The organism is Daquilactobacillus linshuiensis (genome assembly GCF_052828685.1).
This window is the reverse complement of the sequence record NZ_CM128255.1, coordinates 452,203-469,664: the sequence shown is the minus strand read 5'-3', so window position 1 is coordinate 469,664 and position 17,462 is coordinate 452,203. Positions and strand designations below refer to the sequence as shown.

Annotated in this window: 22 protein-coding genes; 5 read left to right on the top strand and 17 right to left on the bottom strand. The window is 27.8% G+C overall.

The genetic code is table 11. From position 1 onward, the window contains the following. Nucleotides 1–19: 19 nt before the first annotated feature. Together ACUV9F_RS02490 and ACUV9F_RS02485 are read right to left on the bottom strand one after the other, a co-directional pair. Complete coding sequence (locus ACUV9F_RS02490; RefSeq protein ID WP_446184111.1) at nucleotides 20–1,195, bottom strand: ABC transporter permease; 1,176 nt, start codon at nucleotides 1,193–1,195, stop codon at nucleotides 20–22. Continuing rightward, complete coding sequence (locus tag ACUV9F_RS02485) at nucleotides 1,188–1,928, bottom strand: ABC transporter ATP-binding protein (protein WP_446184110.1); 741 nt, start codon at nucleotides 1,926–1,928, stop codon at nucleotides 1,188–1,190. The genes ACUV9F_RS02490 and ACUV9F_RS02485 overlap by 8 nt, the downstream gene beginning before the upstream one ends. A gap of 88 nt (nucleotides 1,929–2,016) precedes the next feature. Between ACUV9F_RS02485 and ACUV9F_RS02480 the strand changes: the two genes are divergently transcribed. The 3 genes from ACUV9F_RS02480 (at nucleotide 2,017) to ACUV9F_RS02470 (ending at nucleotide 3,734) form a co-directional block, all read left to right on the top strand. Continuing rightward, nucleotides 2,017–2,457, top strand: coding sequence for an HIT family protein (locus ACUV9F_RS02480; RefSeq protein WP_446184109.1), 441 nt, complete (start codon nucleotides 2,017–2,019; stop codon nucleotides 2,455–2,457). Between the two features lie 2 nt (nucleotides 2,458–2,459). After that, a complete protein-coding gene (locus ACUV9F_RS02475; RefSeq protein ID WP_446184108.1) occupies nucleotides 2,460–2,726 on the top strand; it encodes a YtxH domain-containing protein in 267 nt (88 codons plus the stop codon). A gap of 123 nt (nucleotides 2,727–2,849) precedes the next feature. Continuing rightward, nucleotides 2,850–3,734 (top strand): peptidylprolyl isomerase PrsA, encoded by an 885-nt coding sequence (locus ACUV9F_RS02470; RefSeq protein WP_446184107.1) that lies wholly within the window; start codon nucleotides 2,850–2,852, stop codon nucleotides 3,732–3,734. A gap of 51 nt (nucleotides 3,735–3,785) precedes the next feature. Here ACUV9F_RS02470 and ACUV9F_RS02465 read toward each other — a convergent pair whose 3' ends face one another. The 5 genes from ACUV9F_RS02465 to ACUV9F_RS02445 form a co-directional block, all read right to left on the bottom strand. After that, nucleotides 3,786–4,724, bottom strand: coding sequence for a 3'-5' exoribonuclease YhaM family protein (locus ACUV9F_RS02465; RefSeq protein ID WP_446184106.1), 939 nt, complete (start codon nucleotides 4,722–4,724; stop codon nucleotides 3,786–3,788). Next, on the bottom strand, nucleotides 4,717–7,128 hold the full coding sequence (locus ACUV9F_RS02460) for an ATP-binding protein (RefSeq protein ID WP_446184105.1): 2,412 nt from the start codon (nucleotides 7,126–7,128) through the stop codon (nucleotides 4,717–4,719). The genes ACUV9F_RS02465 and ACUV9F_RS02460 overlap by 8 nt, the downstream gene beginning before the upstream one ends. Before the next feature lie 8 nt (nucleotides 7,129–7,136). After that, nucleotides 7,137–8,318 (bottom strand): metallophosphoesterase family protein, encoded by a 1,182-nt coding sequence (locus ACUV9F_RS02455; RefSeq protein WP_446184104.1) that lies wholly within the window; start codon nucleotides 8,316–8,318, stop codon nucleotides 7,137–7,139. Between the two features lie 257 nt (nucleotides 8,319–8,575). Continuing rightward, nucleotides 8,576–8,800, bottom strand: a complete 225-nt coding sequence (locus tag ACUV9F_RS02450) for a zinc-binding dehydrogenase (protein ID WP_446184103.1) — start codon at nucleotides 8,798–8,800, stop codon at nucleotides 8,576–8,578. Between the two features lie 52 nt (nucleotides 8,801–8,852). Beyond that, a complete protein-coding gene (locus ACUV9F_RS02445; RefSeq protein ID WP_446184102.1) occupies nucleotides 8,853–9,575 on the bottom strand; it encodes an NADP-dependent oxidoreductase in 723 nt (240 codons plus the stop codon). Nucleotides 9,576–9,702: 127 nt separating this feature from the next. Between ACUV9F_RS02445 and ACUV9F_RS02440 the strand changes: the two genes are divergently transcribed. Next, nucleotides 9,703–10,248 (top strand): TetR/AcrR family transcriptional regulator, encoded by a 546-nt coding sequence (locus tag ACUV9F_RS02440; protein WP_446184101.1) that lies wholly within the window; start codon nucleotides 9,703–9,705, stop codon nucleotides 10,246–10,248. Nucleotides 10,249–10,344: 96 nt separating this feature from the next. Here the strand turns inward: ACUV9F_RS02440 and ACUV9F_RS02435 are convergent, their stop codons facing one another. Genes ACUV9F_RS02435 through ACUV9F_RS02425 form a run of 3 tightly spaced genes read right to left on the bottom strand, consistent with a single transcriptional unit; the run spans nucleotide 10,345 to nucleotide 11,592 of the window. Then, complete coding sequence (locus ACUV9F_RS02435) at nucleotides 10,345–10,818, bottom strand: NmrA family NAD(P)-binding protein (protein ID WP_446184341.1); 474 nt, start codon at nucleotides 10,816–10,818, stop codon at nucleotides 10,345–10,347. Between the two features lie 38 nt (nucleotides 10,819–10,856). After that, entirely contained in the window at nucleotides 10,857–11,168 is a 312-nt protein-coding gene (locus ACUV9F_RS02430; RefSeq protein WP_446184100.1) for an NAD(P)H-binding protein, read from the bottom strand. Between the two features lies 1 nt (nucleotide 11,169). After that, entirely contained in the window at nucleotides 11,170–11,592 is a 423-nt protein-coding gene (locus ACUV9F_RS02425; protein ID WP_446184099.1) for a MarR family winged helix-turn-helix transcriptional regulator, read from the bottom strand. 124 nt (nucleotides 11,593–11,716) lie between these two features. Here ACUV9F_RS02425 and ACUV9F_RS02420 point away from each other — a divergent pair, with 124 nt between their 5' ends. Then, complete coding sequence (locus tag ACUV9F_RS02420; protein WP_446184098.1) at nucleotides 11,717–12,043, top strand: hypothetical protein; 327 nt, start codon at nucleotides 11,717–11,719, stop codon at nucleotides 12,041–12,043. Between the two features lie 26 nt (nucleotides 12,044–12,069). Here the strand turns inward: ACUV9F_RS02420 and ACUV9F_RS02415 are convergent, their stop codons facing one another. The 7 genes from ACUV9F_RS02415 to ACUV9F_RS02385 form a co-directional block, all read right to left on the bottom strand. Continuing rightward, on the bottom strand, nucleotides 12,070–12,264 hold the full coding sequence (locus ACUV9F_RS02415; protein WP_446184097.1) for a hypothetical protein: 195 nt from the start codon (nucleotides 12,262–12,264) through the stop codon (nucleotides 12,070–12,072). A 57-nt stretch (nucleotides 12,265–12,321) separates the two neighbouring features. Further along, on the bottom strand, nucleotides 12,322–12,816 hold the full coding sequence (locus ACUV9F_RS02410; RefSeq protein ID WP_446184096.1) for a glycosyltransferase family 2 protein: 495 nt from the start codon (nucleotides 12,814–12,816) through the stop codon (nucleotides 12,322–12,324). 141 nt (nucleotides 12,817–12,957) lie between these two features. Beyond that, nucleotides 12,958–14,256: a D-alanyl-lipoteichoic acid biosynthesis protein DltD gene (dltD, locus tag ACUV9F_RS02405; protein WP_446184095.1), complete on the bottom strand. Its 1,299-nt coding sequence runs from the start codon at nucleotides 14,254–14,256 to the stop codon at nucleotides 12,958–12,960. Further along, a complete protein-coding gene (gene dltC, locus ACUV9F_RS02400) occupies nucleotides 14,249–14,488 on the bottom strand; it encodes a D-alanine--poly(phosphoribitol) ligase subunit DltC (protein WP_446184094.1) in 240 nt (79 codons plus the stop codon). The genes dltD and dltC overlap by 8 nt, the downstream gene beginning before the upstream one ends. Before the next feature lie 19 nt (nucleotides 14,489–14,507). Next, nucleotides 14,508–15,734, bottom strand: coding sequence for a D-alanyl-lipoteichoic acid biosynthesis protein DltB (gene dltB / locus ACUV9F_RS02395; protein ID WP_446184093.1), 1,227 nt, complete (start codon nucleotides 15,732–15,734; stop codon nucleotides 14,508–14,510). Further along, the gene (dltA, locus tag ACUV9F_RS02390) at nucleotides 15,731–17,272 is read right to left on the bottom strand and encodes a D-alanine--poly(phosphoribitol) ligase subunit DltA (RefSeq protein ID WP_446184092.1); all 1,542 of its coding nucleotides are present in this window, start codon (nucleotides 17,270–17,272) and stop codon (nucleotides 15,731–15,733) included. The genes dltB and dltA overlap by 4 nt, the downstream gene beginning before the upstream one ends. Nucleotides 17,273–17,293: 21 nt before the next feature. Then, a complete protein-coding gene (locus tag ACUV9F_RS02385) occupies nucleotides 17,294–17,443 on the bottom strand; it encodes a teichoic acid D-Ala incorporation-associated protein DltX (RefSeq protein WP_446184091.1) in 150 nt (49 codons plus the stop codon). Between the last annotated feature and the right edge of the window lie 19 nt (nucleotides 17,444–17,462).

Sequence of the window (17,462 nt, the reverse complement as noted above, 5' to 3'; positions counted from 1 at the left end):
CTACTCAATCTAATTTTTTTTAATCTTTGGGTAACATTAAAAATACAAATACTAATATTATCAATAAACCTATGCCTGATACAAGCAAAGTATTAAAAGAAAACCCAAACGTATAAACTATTGGAATTAAATTAATAAGTAACTGAATAGATAAAACAAATAATACGATTTTTTTAAAATTTTTTAGCTTTAAAGATACATTAACTGGATATATTCTTTGCATAATATTATTAACATATTGCTTATAAAATGGTTTCAACTGAAAGCCAACTAAATATATAAATAAACAAAGAATTATCACGGAAAGTATTACATTCTTAACAAAAAATAATATTGCAACTTCAATAGTCACTAATCTAAAAAATAGACCAATATACTCATTATTTCTAATAAACCCACGAATATATATATATAAATATGTATTATTATGAGTAGACTGAATCACTTTAAAAATACCATCAAGATATTTACGACGTGCTATTTTACTTGATAATCCTGGTACATCAGTGAACAAATTATAAAACCTTTTAATATTAAATGATCTTGCATCTTCTTTACTAATTGCTTTTGACCATTCAAATAGCTGAGAGGTCTTTTTAATACTCAAACTTATTATTAAAGCCATTATTGAACATAATAAAATTATCAAAACGTTAAAATATAATGAAACATTAAGAACAATAAAAATGATTGAAAGAATTAAGTTCTTATAATTATTTTTCATAAAAAGACTTTGAACTTCATAATTAATAAGAGCAAACTTTAATACATATATTGATATAGAAAAAAGACCATAATTTAATAAGGGAATTCCTGTCGTAACAACGGCAAATGGATATAATACAAATAGTCCAAAACTTATAACTATAAATGGTAAAACTAAACTATATATTTTTGCTTTTTTTAAATATCTTTGAATTTTATTTTCTTTTACCATCAAAAAAGTACTATCCGCTTTTTGCAATAGTGTTACTAATTGCCCTACAGATAATAATATTATTGCAACTAATGAAATAACTAAGTTACCCCACCATTGTTGACCTGAAATTGTTTTTAGAAAATTCGAATACCAAAACCCCAGTGATCCTATTAAAAAAATTAATGCTATTACGAATTGATCATTAAAAATCAATCGTAGATATTTCAATTGATCCTTTTGATGTTTATTAAATCTTTGATTCCAAAGGTTATCCATTATTGATAACCTCCCTTGTCATTTCCATGTAAATATCATCCAAACTTGCATCAGGCATTTTATATGCTCTTTGAAGCTCTTTTAAATTTCCTTGTAGTTTAACTTGCCCGTTATTAATTAAAATAAATCTATCAGCATATTGTTGAGCAGTAGCTAATATATGTGTGGACATTAAGATTGATGAACCATTTACTTTTTTTTCTTCGACTAACTCTAACAAATCATGTACTGCTATCGGATCAAGTCCAGTAAATGGCTCATCGATTATAAATAGACTTGCATCTCTCATAAATGCACAAACAATCATAACCTTTTGTTTCATACCTTTAGAGAAATTTTCAGGAAACCACTCAAGTTTATTATCTAATCTAAATTTTTTAAGTAATTTATTAGCTCTATTCCAAGTTGATTTTTTATCAAGATCATAGGCCATTATTGTTAATTCTATATGCTCTTTTAATGTTAATTCTGGGTACAATACAGGAATTTCTGGAACATAAGCAATTTTTTTCCTGTATTCTTCAACGTTTTCTTGCAGCTTGATTCCGTCAATTCTTATTTCACCCTCTCTTGGTTGCAAAAGGCCAATAATATGTTTAATTGTAGTCGATTTACCGGCACCATTGAGACCAATTAAACCGACTATTTCATTATTTAATACATCAAATGTTTCATTTTTTAAAACTGGAAGTGGTCCATAACCACCAGTTAAGTTTTCAACTTTTAAAGTCATAAATATACCCTTGTATTCTGTAAATATTAATAAGTTTATGATAGCATGAATTTAATTAATATGCTTTTAAATTGAAAGGATTTTTTTTATGAATAAGCTTAATGATGATTGTATTTTTTGTAAAATTATAAAAAATGAAATACCAAGTATTGTTGTCTATGAAGATGATGATGTTAAAGCCTTTTTAGATATTTCACAGGTTACACCAGGACACACACTTGTCATTCCAAAAACTCATGTACAAAATGTTTTTGAATATAGTGATGAGCTAGGGGCAACTATTTTTTCTAGAATTCCCAAAATAGCTAAAGCAATAAAAAGTTCAGATAAAAATATTAAGGGAATGAATATCTGTCAAAACAACGGCAAATTAGCTTATCAATCAGTTATGCATTCTCACATTCACTTAGTTCCAAGATATACAGCTGAAGATGGATTTTCTATGACATGGGCCGATAATACAGATAAATATACTTCTGAAAAATTACAGAGTATCGCCGACAATATTAAAAATAACTTGGAGGATTAACTATGAAATTTATTTCTGGATTAGTAGTAGGATCTACAATTGGTACTACAATTGCAATACTCCAAAATAATAATATTTCTTTAATAGAAAATTTTAGCCAAGTGAAAAATGAAATGGTTGATATAACCTCAGACTTAAGTAATCTAAAAAATGAAGTTAAAACTACTGTTCCAAATGTCTTAAATGGCATTACAAATGATATTAATAAGTATACTTCATCAATTGAACCAAATATTAAAAATATAAAAAATCAACTTAAAAATATATAAATATTTCTATATAAAATTTGATTTTTTTATGTTTTTTCATATAATATTAGTATTACCTCAATTTTTGTGTTAATCTACAAATTGATGTTAGTTTTAATAAAAAAAGAATAGGATGTGTTCGATATGAGCAAAAAGTTCAACAAATGGGTTCTTGGAATTGCTGGCCTTTTAATGGTTGCACTAGTAGCAGGTTGTGGAAACCAAACTGTAGCAACTCTTAAAGGTGGCAAAGTTACCCAACAAGAATATTACGATGAAATGAAATCATCACAAACAGGAAAATCAACATTACAATCATTGATTATTTCTAAGGCACTTGAAAGTGAGTACGGAGATAAAGTTTCTGATAGCAAAGTTAATAAGCAATATAACGCTTATAAGAAACAATATGGTTCACAGTTTAATCAAATTATAGCACAAAACGGTATGACAACTGATTCATTTAAGAGAAGTATCAAAACTAATATGTTATCTCAAGTAGCTCTTAAAGATATCAAAAAGATCACTAATAAAGATATGGAAAAACAATGGAAGAAATACACTCCAAAAATCACTGTAGAACATATCTTAGTTGACAAAGAGGACAAAGCTAAAGACATCATCAAACAATTAGATGATGGTGCAAAATTTGAAGATTTAGCTAAAAAAGAATCAACAGATCCTGGTACAAAAGATAAAGGTGGAAAAATGCCCGCCTTTAACAAGAGTGATTCAAGTATAGATAGTGGCTTTAGAGATGGAGCATTCAAACTTGAAAAAGTTGGAGACTACACAAAGACACCTGTTAAGTCTGCTTACGGATATCATGTAATTAAATTAGTTAAAAGACCTGCTAAAGGTAAAATGAGTGATCATAAAGATGAACTAAAAAAAGAAATTTATGCAAGCTGGTCATCAGACTCAAGTACAATGCAAAAAGTTATCTCCAAAGTTCTTAAAAAGGCTAACGTCTCAATTAAAGATAAAGATTTAAAAGACGTCCTTTCAAACTATATATCAAATAAATAAAGAAAAGACTTCTAACGAAGTCTTTTCTTTATTGTAGCAATTTAATAAATCCTATTTATATCTATAAAAAGCCCTATTATCTAAGCCAAATATTCTTTCTGAAAAACTTCCTATTTGCGTATTTTCTAACGCTTTAGAAATCATATTGATAGAAGCATCCATTTCATCAATATAGTGCAATAATTCTGCTTCTAATATCTTAGGTCGTTCAGGTGAACCATATTCTAATAATCCATGGTGGGATAAAACCATATGTCTTAGTAATACGAGACTTTCATCATTTTCGTCTATACCCAATTCCTTAGCAATTAAAACAATTTCCCCATCTATTAATACAATATGTCCCAATAAATTTCCTTCTATTGTATATTCCGTTCCAATTGAACCAGAAAGTTCTACTGTCTTTCCAAAATCATGAATAATAGTTCCTGCAAGTAGTAATTCCTTATTGACCTGTGGATATAATTTTGATACTGATTTTGCAAGTTTTACCATACTCAATGTATGATAAGCAAGACCACCTTCAAAATCATGATGGTTACTTTTTGCTGCTGGATGTGTAAAAAACTTATCTTGGTGTCTTTGAATTAGATTTCTAACTACTCTATTCCAGACGGGGTTTGTTATTTCAAAAAAAATTTCATTAAATTCTTTTTCCATATCATCTTTTGATATAGGGGCAGTTTTAATAAATTGAGATTTATCAATTGAAGAATCCGAAACTGCATCTAAACTAGTTATTCTTACTTGAGGAGTGTTTTGATATAACTCCTTTTTCCCAATCAAGTGAGTAACTTTACCTGTTGCAAAAACCTCAGCATCAGAATCTTTTGCATCCCAATATTTGCCACCTATTGTTCCAGAAGAATCTTCAAAAATTAAAGAAAGAAATTTTTTTCCATTTTTTGCAATTCTTAAATCTGATTGTTTAATCAATACATTTAAATCAATAATTTCATTTACATTGAATTCAGATATTTTTTTAACCATCATATTCTCCTAAATCTATTACATGTTTATCGTCAAAATAATCGGTAGGAATATTATTTGTAGTCACATAAAAAATTTGACTATCCTCGGCCATTATTTTAATTAAATCAATAGCCGACTTATAACGAATTCTATCAAAATCACTAAAAGTATCATCAATTAAAACAGGAAGTTCTACGATATCCGAAATTTCCATCACAAATGCACACCTTAAAGAAATATATAATTGTGCAATCGTTCCCTTAGAAAGCTCTTGAAGATCATACTTTTGTAAGTTCTTATTTTGAACTTCAATCTTTTTTTCTCCAAACTCTATATCAGTATAATTTTCATTTGATAATATTTTAAAATATTTCTTAGATCTTTCCAACATTTTAGGAAATCGATTAGAACTAGCTAGATTTAAAGTTTCATAAATCCACTGTACACTTAATTTTTGAGCAATCCAATCATCATATAATTCAATAATTTCTGATTGCTTATCATTAATTTTTTGTTCTAAAATCAAATAGTCTTCGTCGCTTATAAGATTATCAATTTCTAATTTTAGTTTAGCGTAACGATTATTTTCTAATTTGATATCCTTATCTACTTTACTAAGTTCTTCTTTAAGATTAATTAAATCTTTTTCCAGCAAATCAAAATTAGATGAGTTTTTTAATAATTCATTTAGAAATTTACTATCCAATGCTTCTTTTAATATCTTTTTTCTATTTAATTTTTCATGCAGTTGCGAATCAACTTGTCTCTTCTTTGAAAATTCCTCAATATTTTGTAAGTCATATTTCTTTAATAATTCATTTTGAGTTTCTGTTAAAGAAAATATTTTTTTATTAAGTTCATTACTTTTCTTTATAAAATTTTCTTTCTGTTGATTTATATCATTTTGCTTTTTTAATAGATAGTTTAATTCTTCAAAATATGAATTAACATGCTTCATATCTGTAGATGACACTATATTCAACGATTTTACTTTATCTCTCCATTCTTCAATCTTTCTTTTTTCAAGATCACATTGCTTAGTCAATTTATCTATATCGTTAGTTAATTTATGTAACTGATTAACTTCAGGCTGAATAGCAATTGCATCATTAATATTCATCATTGAATAATTATATTTATTTAAATATTCATTATACTCAGTATTTTTTTCATTTTTGTACTTATATCCAAACCACGCACTTCCAAGAAATCCAAATAATGATAAAAACTTCAAATTTGTTGGTAGTAACGCAATAGCAAATATCGTTATTAAGATTCCAAAAGTCATAGAATACAAATTAATTTTATTATTTGATTCTAAATATGCATTATTTTGTACTGGTAATGGTAGCAATTCTTCACTTAATTTATCATCACTTGCAAGTAATCTATTTTTCTCTTCTTTATTTTTAAGAATTTCAGCATTCAATTGCTCAAAACTAAATTCTTTTTTATTTATTAAATCAATATTGTCTTTAATATTATTTATTTCATCTTTATGTAATTTGTAATTATTCAAAAGGAGTTCTGATGATTCTTCAATTCTTGGTATAGAATTTTGAAGAGTTTTTAAACTATCTTTTATTGATAAAATATTTTGTTCTACTTCCTTAAACAGGTCCCAGTCATCATCAGATATTGTTTCTTCACTTTTAATTTTTTTTAAATTTAAATACTCTTGATAATCAGACTGTTTTTCCAGAATACGATTATTGGAAATGATTTGATTACTTAGTTCCGCTCTTTTTTCATTTAATTTATTTAAAATATTTTTTGATTCTTGTTCTTCTTTTGACTTATTGGTAAACAATTCTAACTGATCTTGATATTCACTTCTCTTACCAACTAAACTATCATATTCTTTTAATTTAATATTTAAAGGCTTTTTTGCTCCTGACCCTGTTTTATAAATATTTTCTGAACCTTTATCAATTTGATTCATCAAATCAATCCATTGAATACTGCCTACTGCACCTACTGTTAAAACCTCAGTAATTAAATTCTTTCTGTTTAGGCTTATTACATTTTTAATATTTTCTTGATTTAAAACATACAAATTTTCAAAAACTTTTTTGTCAATATTATGTATTATATCTTTTAAAGTTGATTCAGGAAATTCTTCATTCCCTCTAAAAATAGTTACTTCTCCACCACTTTTACCTTTTATTCTTCTAATTGTCCATTCATTAATTCCATCATCAAGTATAAGCTCACCACCGTATTTACTTGAATCCTTTGGAATATATTGTTCATATTTTTTCTTTCCATCAGCAAAACCAAATAAAACAGATTTTATAAAAGACAACAATGTCGTTTTACCTGATTCATTTAGTCCCCTAATAACTTGATAATCTTTATGAAATTCAAAACTAACATCAACTAATTTACCGAATCCATAAATATTAGCTTTTTTTATGTACATATTTTCATTTAACCTTCCTTATTACGATTCAACACTGTATTACTACGTTGAATAATATCATTTATAAAATTATCATCTTCAATATGTTCTTTTATAAAACTATATTTACCCGTCTTTTTATCTAATGATTTTATATTTTTTTTCGTAAATACATCTTTTTTTGATTCATCCCAATACTTTTTATCCATTTCTTGAAATAAAGAATCACTACTATATATTGTTTTAATTTTATAAACATAAATACTTCTATCTTGTAGAATTTGCTGTATATATGTTAAAAAATCGTCATCTTCAATTTGATTTTGAACTTCTGTTACTAATCTTTGTACATTTTCTATATTTATTGAAATTAAGGTATTTTTTTTAAATTTAGCAGTATTTTTTAATACTTCATTTTTTATATCATCAACGGTATATTTACTTTGAACATTTATCGAAATTGAATCCCACAAAAAAACTTGTGATTCTATGAAATTCATTTTTAACTTCCCATTATTACCACCCACTAGATAAAATCCTTTAGGATCCGTTTCTGTGCGATTAAGTCCTTGAATATCTCCAGAATAAACTATTGGTGGATCCTGATTCAGAATTTCACGTTTATGAATATGACCCAAGGCCCAATAGTCATATCCCTTAGAAATCATTTCATTAATGTTGAAAGGGGCATAGTCTGTACTCTGAGATTCAAGCATTCCATGAACAATTCCAATTTGATAGTCACTTTTACTATCCTTTTCAGGAAATTCATCTATATAGTTTTTAGAAACATGTTGTTGATTATAGCTAAAACCAGAAATAGCGACTTGTTCCTTATCTTTAGTTAATATATTTACCGTTTCAACATTCTCACCAAATGAATAAACATTGTCAGGAAACTTAATAAACGTTGCTTCATTAAATAAATAGTCATGATTTCCATAAATCAAAAAAACTTTAATATCATAGTTTTTTAGTTTGCTAAATTGCTCATATAAAAATCTCTGCTCTTTTAAACTTCTTTTATGACGATCATATTCGTCACCAGCAAATATTATAAAGTCTACTTTCTCTTCAATTGCAGTATTAGTGATTTTTTTAAAGGCGTCAAAGGTCGCATATCTAAATTGTTCTTGTAAATTTTCAGATATTTTTTTTACTCCTTGGAACAAATGTCCCAAATGTATATCGGCAGCATGTATAAACTTCATAATTTTCTCCCTACAATTATTCTATAAGTATTATACCTTAATTTATATCTAATTTATGATGATTAAGAATGGTGCACTTTTAATATCATTCTTTTTCTGCTTATAGAACTCTTTTTAGCTAAATAAAAAAACACTTCGTCTTAAGATTATCTTGTAATGACTAATCTTAATTTAAAGCGTTTTTGATTTTGTCTATATTTTAGAACACGATATCTTAAATTTCATGTTTTTCGTACTTATTATATCTCAAAATCAACTTACTTTACTATCACTTTGTCCTTAGTTTTACCTGATTTACTAAACTCAATCGCTTCATTTATTTGATCTAATGTAAAAATTGTTGAATCTATTGCTGGAACTATATGATTCTTGTCAATAATTTTAGAACGTTCTCTTAGTTGTTGACCATTACTTTTGACAAAAATGAAATTATACTCAATATTTTTCTTTTTAACACATTTATCATATTTTCTACCTGCCATTGAAAATAAAGTTTTCTTCCAAAAAGGTATCTTATTATCTACCGCAAATTTTTTATTTGGACCCGCTATAAGTGATAGTAATTTTCCCCCCTGGTTTCATAACTGATATCTCATGTTTAAATTCACTTTTTCCTCTTGTATCTATTACATAATCAACATCTGATACCAACTTCCAATAATTTTCAGTTTTATAATCCAAATATTGATCTGCTCCAGCATTCAAAGTACGATTTTTTGCTTCTGCATTGCCTGTAACAATAACTTCAAGACCTAGACTTTTTGCTAGAGGAATTGCCATTTGACCAAATGAACCAGATCCTCCTGGTATTAATATTTTCTTACCAGATTCAACTTTTAAAATTTCAGTCATTCCTTGAATTGAAGTTAATCCTGTTAAAGGAGCAGCAACTGCAGACTTCAAATCTAAAGTTTTAGGTAGTAAAGCAATCTCATTTTCTTTCACAGCAATATATTCAGAAAAACCGCCAATATTATTTAAAGGTAGTCTTGCATATACACTATCTTCTATTTTAAGCTCGCTAACTTTCTTACCAACTTTTTTTATAATTCCAGTTATTTCATTACCCATAGTTTGTGGTAATTTATAATTTTGAATTAGTTTTATGCTTCCTGTCCCTATTAAACTATCTAATGGATTTACTGCGGCATACTTAATCTTTATTAACACTTCATCATCTTTCACATCAGGAATTTGTACTTCGTTAATTTGTAATTCAAAACCTTTTTCATATCTTAATAATTGTGCAGCTTTCATAATATTTCTCCTAAGTAACTTTTTTTAATTTTTGTAACCACGTAAACATAACATTGCGAGTTACAAATTTCAACAACTGTAACTAAAAATGTGTTATTCTTTATAAAGAATCCCAAAGGAGAATATTATGTCCAATCTATCAAAAGAATTAATAATGGATACTGCTGAAAAATTAGTTATTCAAAATCATTCCACTAACATTAGACTAGAAAAAATAGCTTCAGAGTTATCAGTCACACACGCCGCAATATACAAATACTTTAAAAATCGTAATGACTTATGGATTTCAGTTTCAACTAGATGGTTTCATAACAATATACTCGATTCCATCGAACTAAATTCTAAATATGATTCTTCCATAGATGAGCTTCACGATTGGTTATGGCAATTTGTAAATGCCAAAAAAGAATCTGCAATTAATCAAAAAGATATGTTTGAATTACATATGATCTATTTAGATAATCACCCAGAAGAACTAAAAAAAGTCCTTTTACCATGCTATAAATACATTAATTCATTGTTAAATTATCAAGACAAAAATTTTGAACAAGCGGAAGCAATTCTTTCTTGTTTCACAATTTTTATTCAACCAATATTTAAAAGAAGTTGGTTCAAGAATGATTTTCAACAACGTTTTGAAAATATATGGAATTTAATAAAATTAAGCCTTTAATATGTATTGACTAATAAAAAATTGACGACTAAATATATTAATCGTCAATCGTAGTTATATTTTTATATCCAACTTTTTTTATTTTTCTTTGCAAAATCAGCAAAAGACTGCGATTTTTTCCATAATTTCTTCAAAAGTTGAGGTTACTTGCTTTGCTGTTCCAAGTCTTGTCATCATATATAATAAGCTCATAACAGTAATATAACCCTTGTCCAATCCGCGTACAGATATCCAATATTTTTTGGCAAACAGTGGTTTGAGATTAGAATATTCTATTTTTCTACCTAACTCATTTGTTAAAATTTTTGCAACTTTCCAATAATCTATTGCTTCTGGACCAGTAATTGAATATGCCTTATTTTTATGTTTATCGGGATTGCATAGAATTTCTGCTGTAATTTCTCCTATATCTTCAGCATCTATAAAACTTGTCAATGCTTTTACCACAGGAACAACAATTTTATTAAAATATTTTATTTCAAAAGCATGAATGCCACTTATATTTTGCATAAAGAAACTTGGTCGTATGTGACAATACGAAATACCAGTTTCTTCAATATATTTTTCTATCTTATGATGTGGAGGTACTGGATTTTTTTCAATTCCAATTAACGATAAAAACCAATTAATTTAATACTATTTTTACTTTTCATTTCTTCAATAAATGGCCTTAAATCATTAGGATTACCTAAATGTGGAGGCCTCATTATAAATACCCTATCAACATCTTTTAATGCATCAGAAAATGTTGTGTGGTCCATAAAATCAAATTTAACTTCTCCTACATTATCACCAAACATATTATTTAATTTATCGATATTTGTTCCTGCAACAGTCACTTCTTGATAATTTTTCAAAGCATATTTAACTACATATTTCCCAACATTTCCTGAAGCACCTGTTACCAAAATTCTTCCCAATTTAAATTCCTCTATTTTCTATTAAAATTTTATTTGCTTGTTTTAATAACTTTATAAGTTCATCAAAATTTTCGCCCATTCCGTATTTAAGAACTGAAATAACTTTAAAATATTCATTATATGTTTCGTCTACTAATTTAATTGCTTTTTCAGTTGGTATAAGGATTATGTTTCTCTTATCAAACTTAGATCGTTTTTTTTCTATGTATCCTTTTTTTGTTAACACAGTTACCATATTTGTTGACATAGACTTAGAAAAATGAAAAAAATTAGCAATCTCTATAGGAGTTTTTTCTCCTTCAGCTTTTACCAAAAAAATTAATAACCCCATCTCGCTTGAGCGAATAGTCAATGTTTTATTTAAATTAATATATGTTCTACAAAATAAAGAAATTTCTCCTGCTGAATCCATCAATTCATCCATAACAATACAATCCTTTTTTTATTATAATTAATAATATAGTACACTAGGTGTACTATATTGACAAGATAATTGATTATTTCAAAAAAAGTATTATTATTACTGTAATATATTAGGGGGATTTTATATGTTTAATTTAGTTCCAGTAAATATGCTTGAAGTGAAGCAAAAACTTGAATGGTCTTTATCCAATAATATCAAAACCAATGAAGAGCAAATTATAATTGATGCGTTAAAGGAGAACGTCCAATCAATGGTCAATGATGTTCTTGAAGGTCCTTACTGGACCGTTAAGTGGGTAAATGACGATCTAGAAATTCCAGATATTTCTCAAAATTTCATTGAAAATATTTCTATGAAAAAAGACACTTTAATTCAAAAATTTAAAAATAATGCTCCTGTTTTAATACAACAACTATTTAAAGAAGTCCAAAGAATAGTTAAACAAAATTAAAAAGCACTTCACAAATGTGAAGTGCTTTATTTTATAACTTTTCCCATTTCATCAATTCTATCTCTAACTTCTTGTTCCTTAGATCTCATTGTAAATCCTGCACTATGTATAATACTGTCTGAGCGAGGAATCTTGAAATATAAAGTGCTTGAATAATACATAAAACTATTTGCTTTTAATACATATTCAGCAGTAAATGATAAATCCTCAGCTAAGTCCAAAGCTTCATAGAATCTAATATTATTATCTTTAATAATACTTGCTCTAAATCCTTTATTTCAGACATATCCACCTATCTTATTTCCCCAAGTATTTATTGAGTCATAAACTTTTTTCTTTGAAAGTTCAGTATATTCACCTTTTCCGTATGTAAATACGTGGCTCATAATAGCACCCCAACTATAGCTGGCAATAGTCATATCTACATTTTCATTTTCCATGGGCTCTACCATTCTCGAAAGAAAGTCATGTTCAATTGCATCATCACCATCAACAAAGAAAATATATTTTCCCTTTGCTTGATCAATCCTATAGTTTCTAGCAGCAGATACTCCTGAATGTTTTTCTAAATGGAAAATTTTAACTCTGTTATCCTCTTTAGCAATATTATCAATTAAATTTCCCGTTCCATCAGTAGATTTATCGTCAACTACTAAAAGTTCAAAATTTTTATAGTCTTGTGCCAAAACGGTTCTAATTGTTTTATCAATAAAATTATTTACATTATAAGCTGGAATAATAACACTTACTAATATTTCATCACTATTAGTCATATCTAGTTCCCCTTTTTTCTATAAAATACCCATGTAAATAAAATTACATTTATATTTTTCAATATTATACAACACTATAATAAATTTATGGTACAAAAACGTCTCGATAAACTAAAATAAAAAAGCCTATAAACTAGGCTTTTATTGATTTATTGGAGGTTGTTGTATTGGTAACTGTGGATTTGGTGCCACATCTATATCAGTCCATGATTTACTAAAGAAGTAGTCATCAAGGTCATAATTAACTTTTTTATTTGGCGAAGATAAGAACTTACTAACCTTATCATCAACCGCTAACCATCCTTTCCATCCAACATGAATTGTATCTTCCATGAAATATGGCTTTGATCCATCTTTAGAAAAATCAGCAATGTTTGTAAATCCCTGTGAGTTTAATTGGTAATGAATTTTATCAACTGTTTTTTGATACATATCCATATTTAAGCCAGTAAAATCTGACCATTTTTTATTAACTGGAGGAATTATGAACAATACATCTGATTTAGTGTCGGCAAATTGTTGTAAAACCAATTCTAAATCTCCATATTCCGGCGATTTTATATAATTAAAGTTTCTTTGTGAATTTCTAAGATGTTTAACATCTTTAGAAATTCTTTGTTTATAAAACTTATTATCAATATTAAATTTATTATTATTAGTATTTTTTTTGGCAATTTTTTCTGCTAAATTATCTAATTCCTGTCGATTATATTTATCAGGTAATTGTTTTGTATTTGGAACAATTTTAGAATCATAATTTAATTTAGATCTGAAATTTATATCGGCAAATAGTGAATCTTCATGGTTAATAAAGAATAAGTTTGCATTAATTTTTTGTCTATCAAACTGTGATAATTTTTCACCCTTAGCTATCTTTTTTAAATACTCAGTCAAACCACTTGATACATTCATCTGTAATAAACGTTTTGCAGCGTATTTATCAGACTTGGTATTGCCAGCGTATTTTAACCACGTTAGTGCCTGAGCTTTACTAAAATAAAAATTCATAGCCATTGGCGAAATACCTTTTTTTGTAAACCACTGAGGTGATATTACATAAATTGCTTTTTTGCCATACATAGAATCAGTAATTTGCTGCATTCCAAAAAAATGCGGCAGTGATTGTGCACCTTTTTGGCCTAATAAAAATGGTCTATAAGATCTGTTATATTTTTCTGCCAAGACAGATGGATGCATCGGATCCATTCTGCTCCATTCGCTTGAACCAAAAAAAGGAACAAATCTATGTTTAGGATCATTTAATGCGCGTTCTTTTAACGTTTGATTTTTAAAAACTTCTGGGGACAAAGAATTAGCAGATCTTTGCTCATCATTAAAATTATGATTGTTAATTGATACCGGCGTAATAAAAATAATAGTAATTATTAATCCAAATGCTACTATAACCGGACCAAAAATCAATCCAAGCTTTTTAAGCATTTTGTAATTCCTCTATACCCTCAATAATTTTATTTGCAGTATTCCAATCATTACGTCCCATATCAGAAACAGGAACCTTAACATTAAATTTTGATTCGATCTCTAGAACTAACTCTACAGTTGCCATTGAATCTAGTACACCTGCATCAAATAAGTCTTGATCCATCATATCAGAGACATCTTCCATAAATAAATCTTTAATCATTTCAATAACCTCATTTTTAACATCCATTTTATTTACCTCATATTATTTATATTTTATTAAACCAAAGATGATCTAAAAATCCAGAGAATAATAAGAAACTAAGCATAATAACATTAAAAGTTACAAAGATTGCAAAAGCTTCTGTCCATTTATTCTTGGGTAAATTCTTTCCATGTTTCTTCTTATAACGTAACCACCAGTCGTTTATTACTAGTGCTAATCCATGGAATAAACCATAACTAATATAATACCAAGTTATTCCATGCCAAAATCCCATAACTAACATATTTACAATATATGCAACCGATGACGTTACATTACGATTCTTGAATACTTTATGCCGCATTAATACCATAACAAATCTCATAAATATATAATCACGGAACCAAAAGCTCAAAGTCATATGCCATCTATTCCAAAAATCCTTCAAATTTTTAGCAAGAAATGGCTTATTGAAATTGATTGGAGTATCTATACCCATTATATTAGAAATTGCCACTGCAAATAATGAATATCCTGCAAAATCAAAAAATAAGTAAAAACCATAAACATACATTACGCCTAAGGTTGGCAAATTAAAGATACCACCAATTGCAAGTGCCTGATGTTCTAAATTTGGAAGTAATAATGTACCTAAAACATAGGCCAATATAAATTTATATAAAAATCCTACAAATAGATTCTTAGTAGCTTTTTCAAGCATTATAAGATAATCATTTCGATCTGATACACTTTCAAAATCTTTATTAAATCTCTGAAAACGGTCTATTGGACCAGAAGATAAAGTTGGCATAAACAACATGAATCTAAGAAATTCCATTAATGTAAATTCTTTTATTACTCCATCTCTAAGTTCAATAATCATTCCTACAGATTTAAACATCATATACGATATGCCAAGAAATCCAAGTAAAGAATTTCGCCCAGGATCAATTGCAGGTGTTAATTTTACAATTGCAAGAGGCAATATATCTATAAATACTGCTATAAAAAATATCCATTTACTATCTAAGTGTTTTCGATATGCTGCATACCCAAACACTGTTACAATTTGCCATAAAATATAAGCTAAAAGAGCTATTAATTGTTTCCAGTGATTTCCCGAAAACATCAATATTATAAAAACCAAAGAAACAACCATTTCATATATTTTGAGTCTTTTACCAAATAACATAGAAATGACTATTGGAAGTAATGCAGCCAATAAATAGATAAAATATTGAGGATCGCCGTATGGTTGTAAATTAGGAAGCCATTCAATAAAATTTATCATTTCTTATTAACCTCTGCTATAAGTGCTTTGATGTTAACTTTACCATTAGAAGTAATAGGCAATTCATCTTTATACATAAAACGAGATGGCATCATATAAGGCATCATAACATCTTTTAATTCTTCTTTAATTGCTTTAGTTAATAATAAATCTCCATCAAATTTTTCTTTCACGCCTTCTTTTAAAACAACATACGCTAATAATTGTTTTACTTTATGTTGATCATTATATCGTGGAACTGCTACAGCCATTTCTACAAATTTAGACATTTTAAGCACATGAGAAACTTCTTCTAATTCAATACGATATCCATTAAATTTAATTTGAAAGTCAAGTCTACCATTATAGTGCAATATTCCTTCATCATCAAAATAACCTAAGTCACCGGTGTGATAAGCATTTTTTTCATCTAGCTTAAAGAATGCAGCCTTAGTTTTCTTCGGATTATTTAAATATCCTTTAGAAACAGCTGGACCGGATACAACAATCTCACCTTGTTCCCCAATGTTAAGCTTATTTTGGTCTTCATCTATTATAAAAGTTGGTGAATCAGGTTTAGGATACCCAATAGGCAGTCTTTCATCCTTATCAATTATTTCATCAGTTATTTCAATTGCAGACAAAGCTACAGTTGCTTCAGTAGGTCCATAAGCATTGACAATTCTAGCATTTGGAAAACGTTCTTTTAATTTTTTCACTGTGCTTAAGGTCAGTTCTTCTCCATCAAAATAAAAATATTCTATTGTCGGAATTTTTTGAGAATTAAAGTCTTCGGATAATAATGCCATATCCGCAAATGAAGGAGTAGAAGTCCAAACTTGAATTGGTAAATCCGGTAGTATTGAAAATAAGCTTTTAAAATTAGAGGTCACATCATGCGGCAAGGCATATAACGTTCCACCCATTGCAAGTGTTGGTGCCCAATACATTACTGATAAGTCAAATGAATATGGAGGCTGTGCAAGCATTTGCGGATTTTGTGGTACTGAGAATGTATTAGAATCAATCATCCAATTTGTAAAAGATAATAAATTATCATGTGAAATTTGAACTCCTTTTGGAAGTCCTGTTGTACCAGAAGTAAATATTACATAGTAGTTATCATCATTTAAAACCGGATGGCTTAACTCATATTTTCTTTTTAGTCTCATTATTTCTTTTAATTTTGAAATTTTTATAACTGGAATTTCAGTAATTTCAACAGGTAATTCGTCAATTGCAATAATTAGACTCGGATTACCAATTTCCATAATATTTGTAATTCTTTCTATAGATGAATTAACATCTACTGGTGCATAAGCATGTCCTGATTTGCTTAATCCTAAAAATGTAGCAATCATCTCATACTGCTGTCCACCGAATACCATTACTAATGATTTTTCTGGTATATCTAATTCATCAATGTAAGCAGCTAAACTATCAGAATCTTCTTTTAAGTCTTTATACGTATGTACATTACCCAAAAAATTATATACTGATGACTCGGGTTGTTTTTTTGCATAGTCATCAATTGTACTAATCATATTTGTAATTTTCATGATTTCTCCAATTTTCATTTATTAAAATTCATTATATATAAAATGACCCTGTCCTACTCCAGAATATCCATATAAATAAAATAGAATCATTAAAATCACAGTATAAAATACCGTTTGTAAAATAAATTTTAAAATTGTGGATTTATGATTTTTTAAAAAGTCTACTAACATTAATCTTTAAAAACCTCAA

Bases quoted from the DNA above. Each gene is read 5' to 3' on its own strand.
- ACUV9F_RS02490 (WP_446184111.1), bottom strand. From the start codon at position 1,195: ATGGATAACCTTTGGAATCAAAGATTTAATAAACATCAAAAGGATCAA.
- ACUV9F_RS02485 (WP_446184110.1), bottom strand. From the start codon at position 1,928: ATGACTTTAAAAGTTGAAAACTTAACTGGTGGTTATGGACCACTTCCA.
- ACUV9F_RS02480 (WP_446184109.1), top strand. From the start codon at position 2,017: ATGAATAAGCTTAATGATGATTGTATTTTTTGTAAAATTATAAAAAAT.
- ACUV9F_RS02475 (WP_446184108.1), top strand. From the start codon at position 2,460: ATGAAATTTATTTCTGGATTAGTAGTAGGATCTACAATTGGTACTACA.
- ACUV9F_RS02470 (WP_446184107.1), top strand. From the start codon at position 2,850: ATGAGCAAAAAGTTCAACAAATGGGTTCTTGGAATTGCTGGCCTTTTA.
- ACUV9F_RS02465 (WP_446184106.1), bottom strand. From the start codon at position 4,724: ATGGTTAAAAAAATATCTGAATTCAATGTAAATGAAATTATTGATTTA.
- ACUV9F_RS02460 (WP_446184105.1), bottom strand. From the start codon at position 7,128: ATGTACATAAAAAAAGCTAATATTTATGGATTCGGTAAATTAGTTGAT.
- ACUV9F_RS02455 (WP_446184104.1), bottom strand. From the start codon at position 8,318: ATGAAGTTTATACATGCTGCCGATATACATTTGGGACATTTGTTCCAA.
- ACUV9F_RS02450 (WP_446184103.1), bottom strand. From the start codon at position 8,800: ATGGCAGGTAGAAAATATGATAAATGTGTTAAAAAGAAAAATATTGAG.
- ACUV9F_RS02445 (WP_446184102.1), bottom strand. From the start codon at position 9,575: ATGAAAGCTGCACAATTATTAAGATATGAAAAAGGTTTTGAATTACAA.
- ACUV9F_RS02440 (WP_446184101.1), top strand. From the start codon at position 9,703: ATGTCCAATCTATCAAAAGAATTAATAATGGATACTGCTGAAAAATTA.
- ACUV9F_RS02425 (WP_446184099.1), bottom strand. From the start codon at position 11,592: ATGGATGAATTGATGGATTCAGCAGGAGAAATTTCTTTATTTTGTAGA.
- ACUV9F_RS02420 (WP_446184098.1), top strand. From the start codon at position 11,717: ATGTTTAATTTAGTTCCAGTAAATATGCTTGAAGTGAAGCAAAAACTT.
- ACUV9F_RS02410 (WP_446184096.1), bottom strand. From the start codon at position 12,816: ATGACTAATAGTGATGAAATATTAGTAAGTGTTATTATTCCAGCTTAT.
- dltD (WP_446184095.1), bottom strand. From the start codon at position 14,256: ATGCTTAAAAAGCTTGGATTGATTTTTGGTCCGGTTATAGTAGCATTT.
- dltC (WP_446184094.1), bottom strand. From the start codon at position 14,488: ATGGATGTTAAAAATGAGGTTATTGAAATGATTAAAGATTTATTTATG.
- dltB (WP_446184093.1), bottom strand. From the start codon at position 15,734: ATGATAAATTTTATTGAATGGCTTCCTAATTTACAACCATACGGCGAT.
- dltA (WP_446184092.1), bottom strand. From the start codon at position 17,272: ATGAAAATTACAAATATGATTAGTACAATTGATGACTATGCAAAAAAA.
- ACUV9F_RS02385 (WP_446184091.1), bottom strand. From the start codon at position 17,443: ATGTTAGTAGACTTTTTAAAAAATCATAAATCCACAATTTTAAAATTT.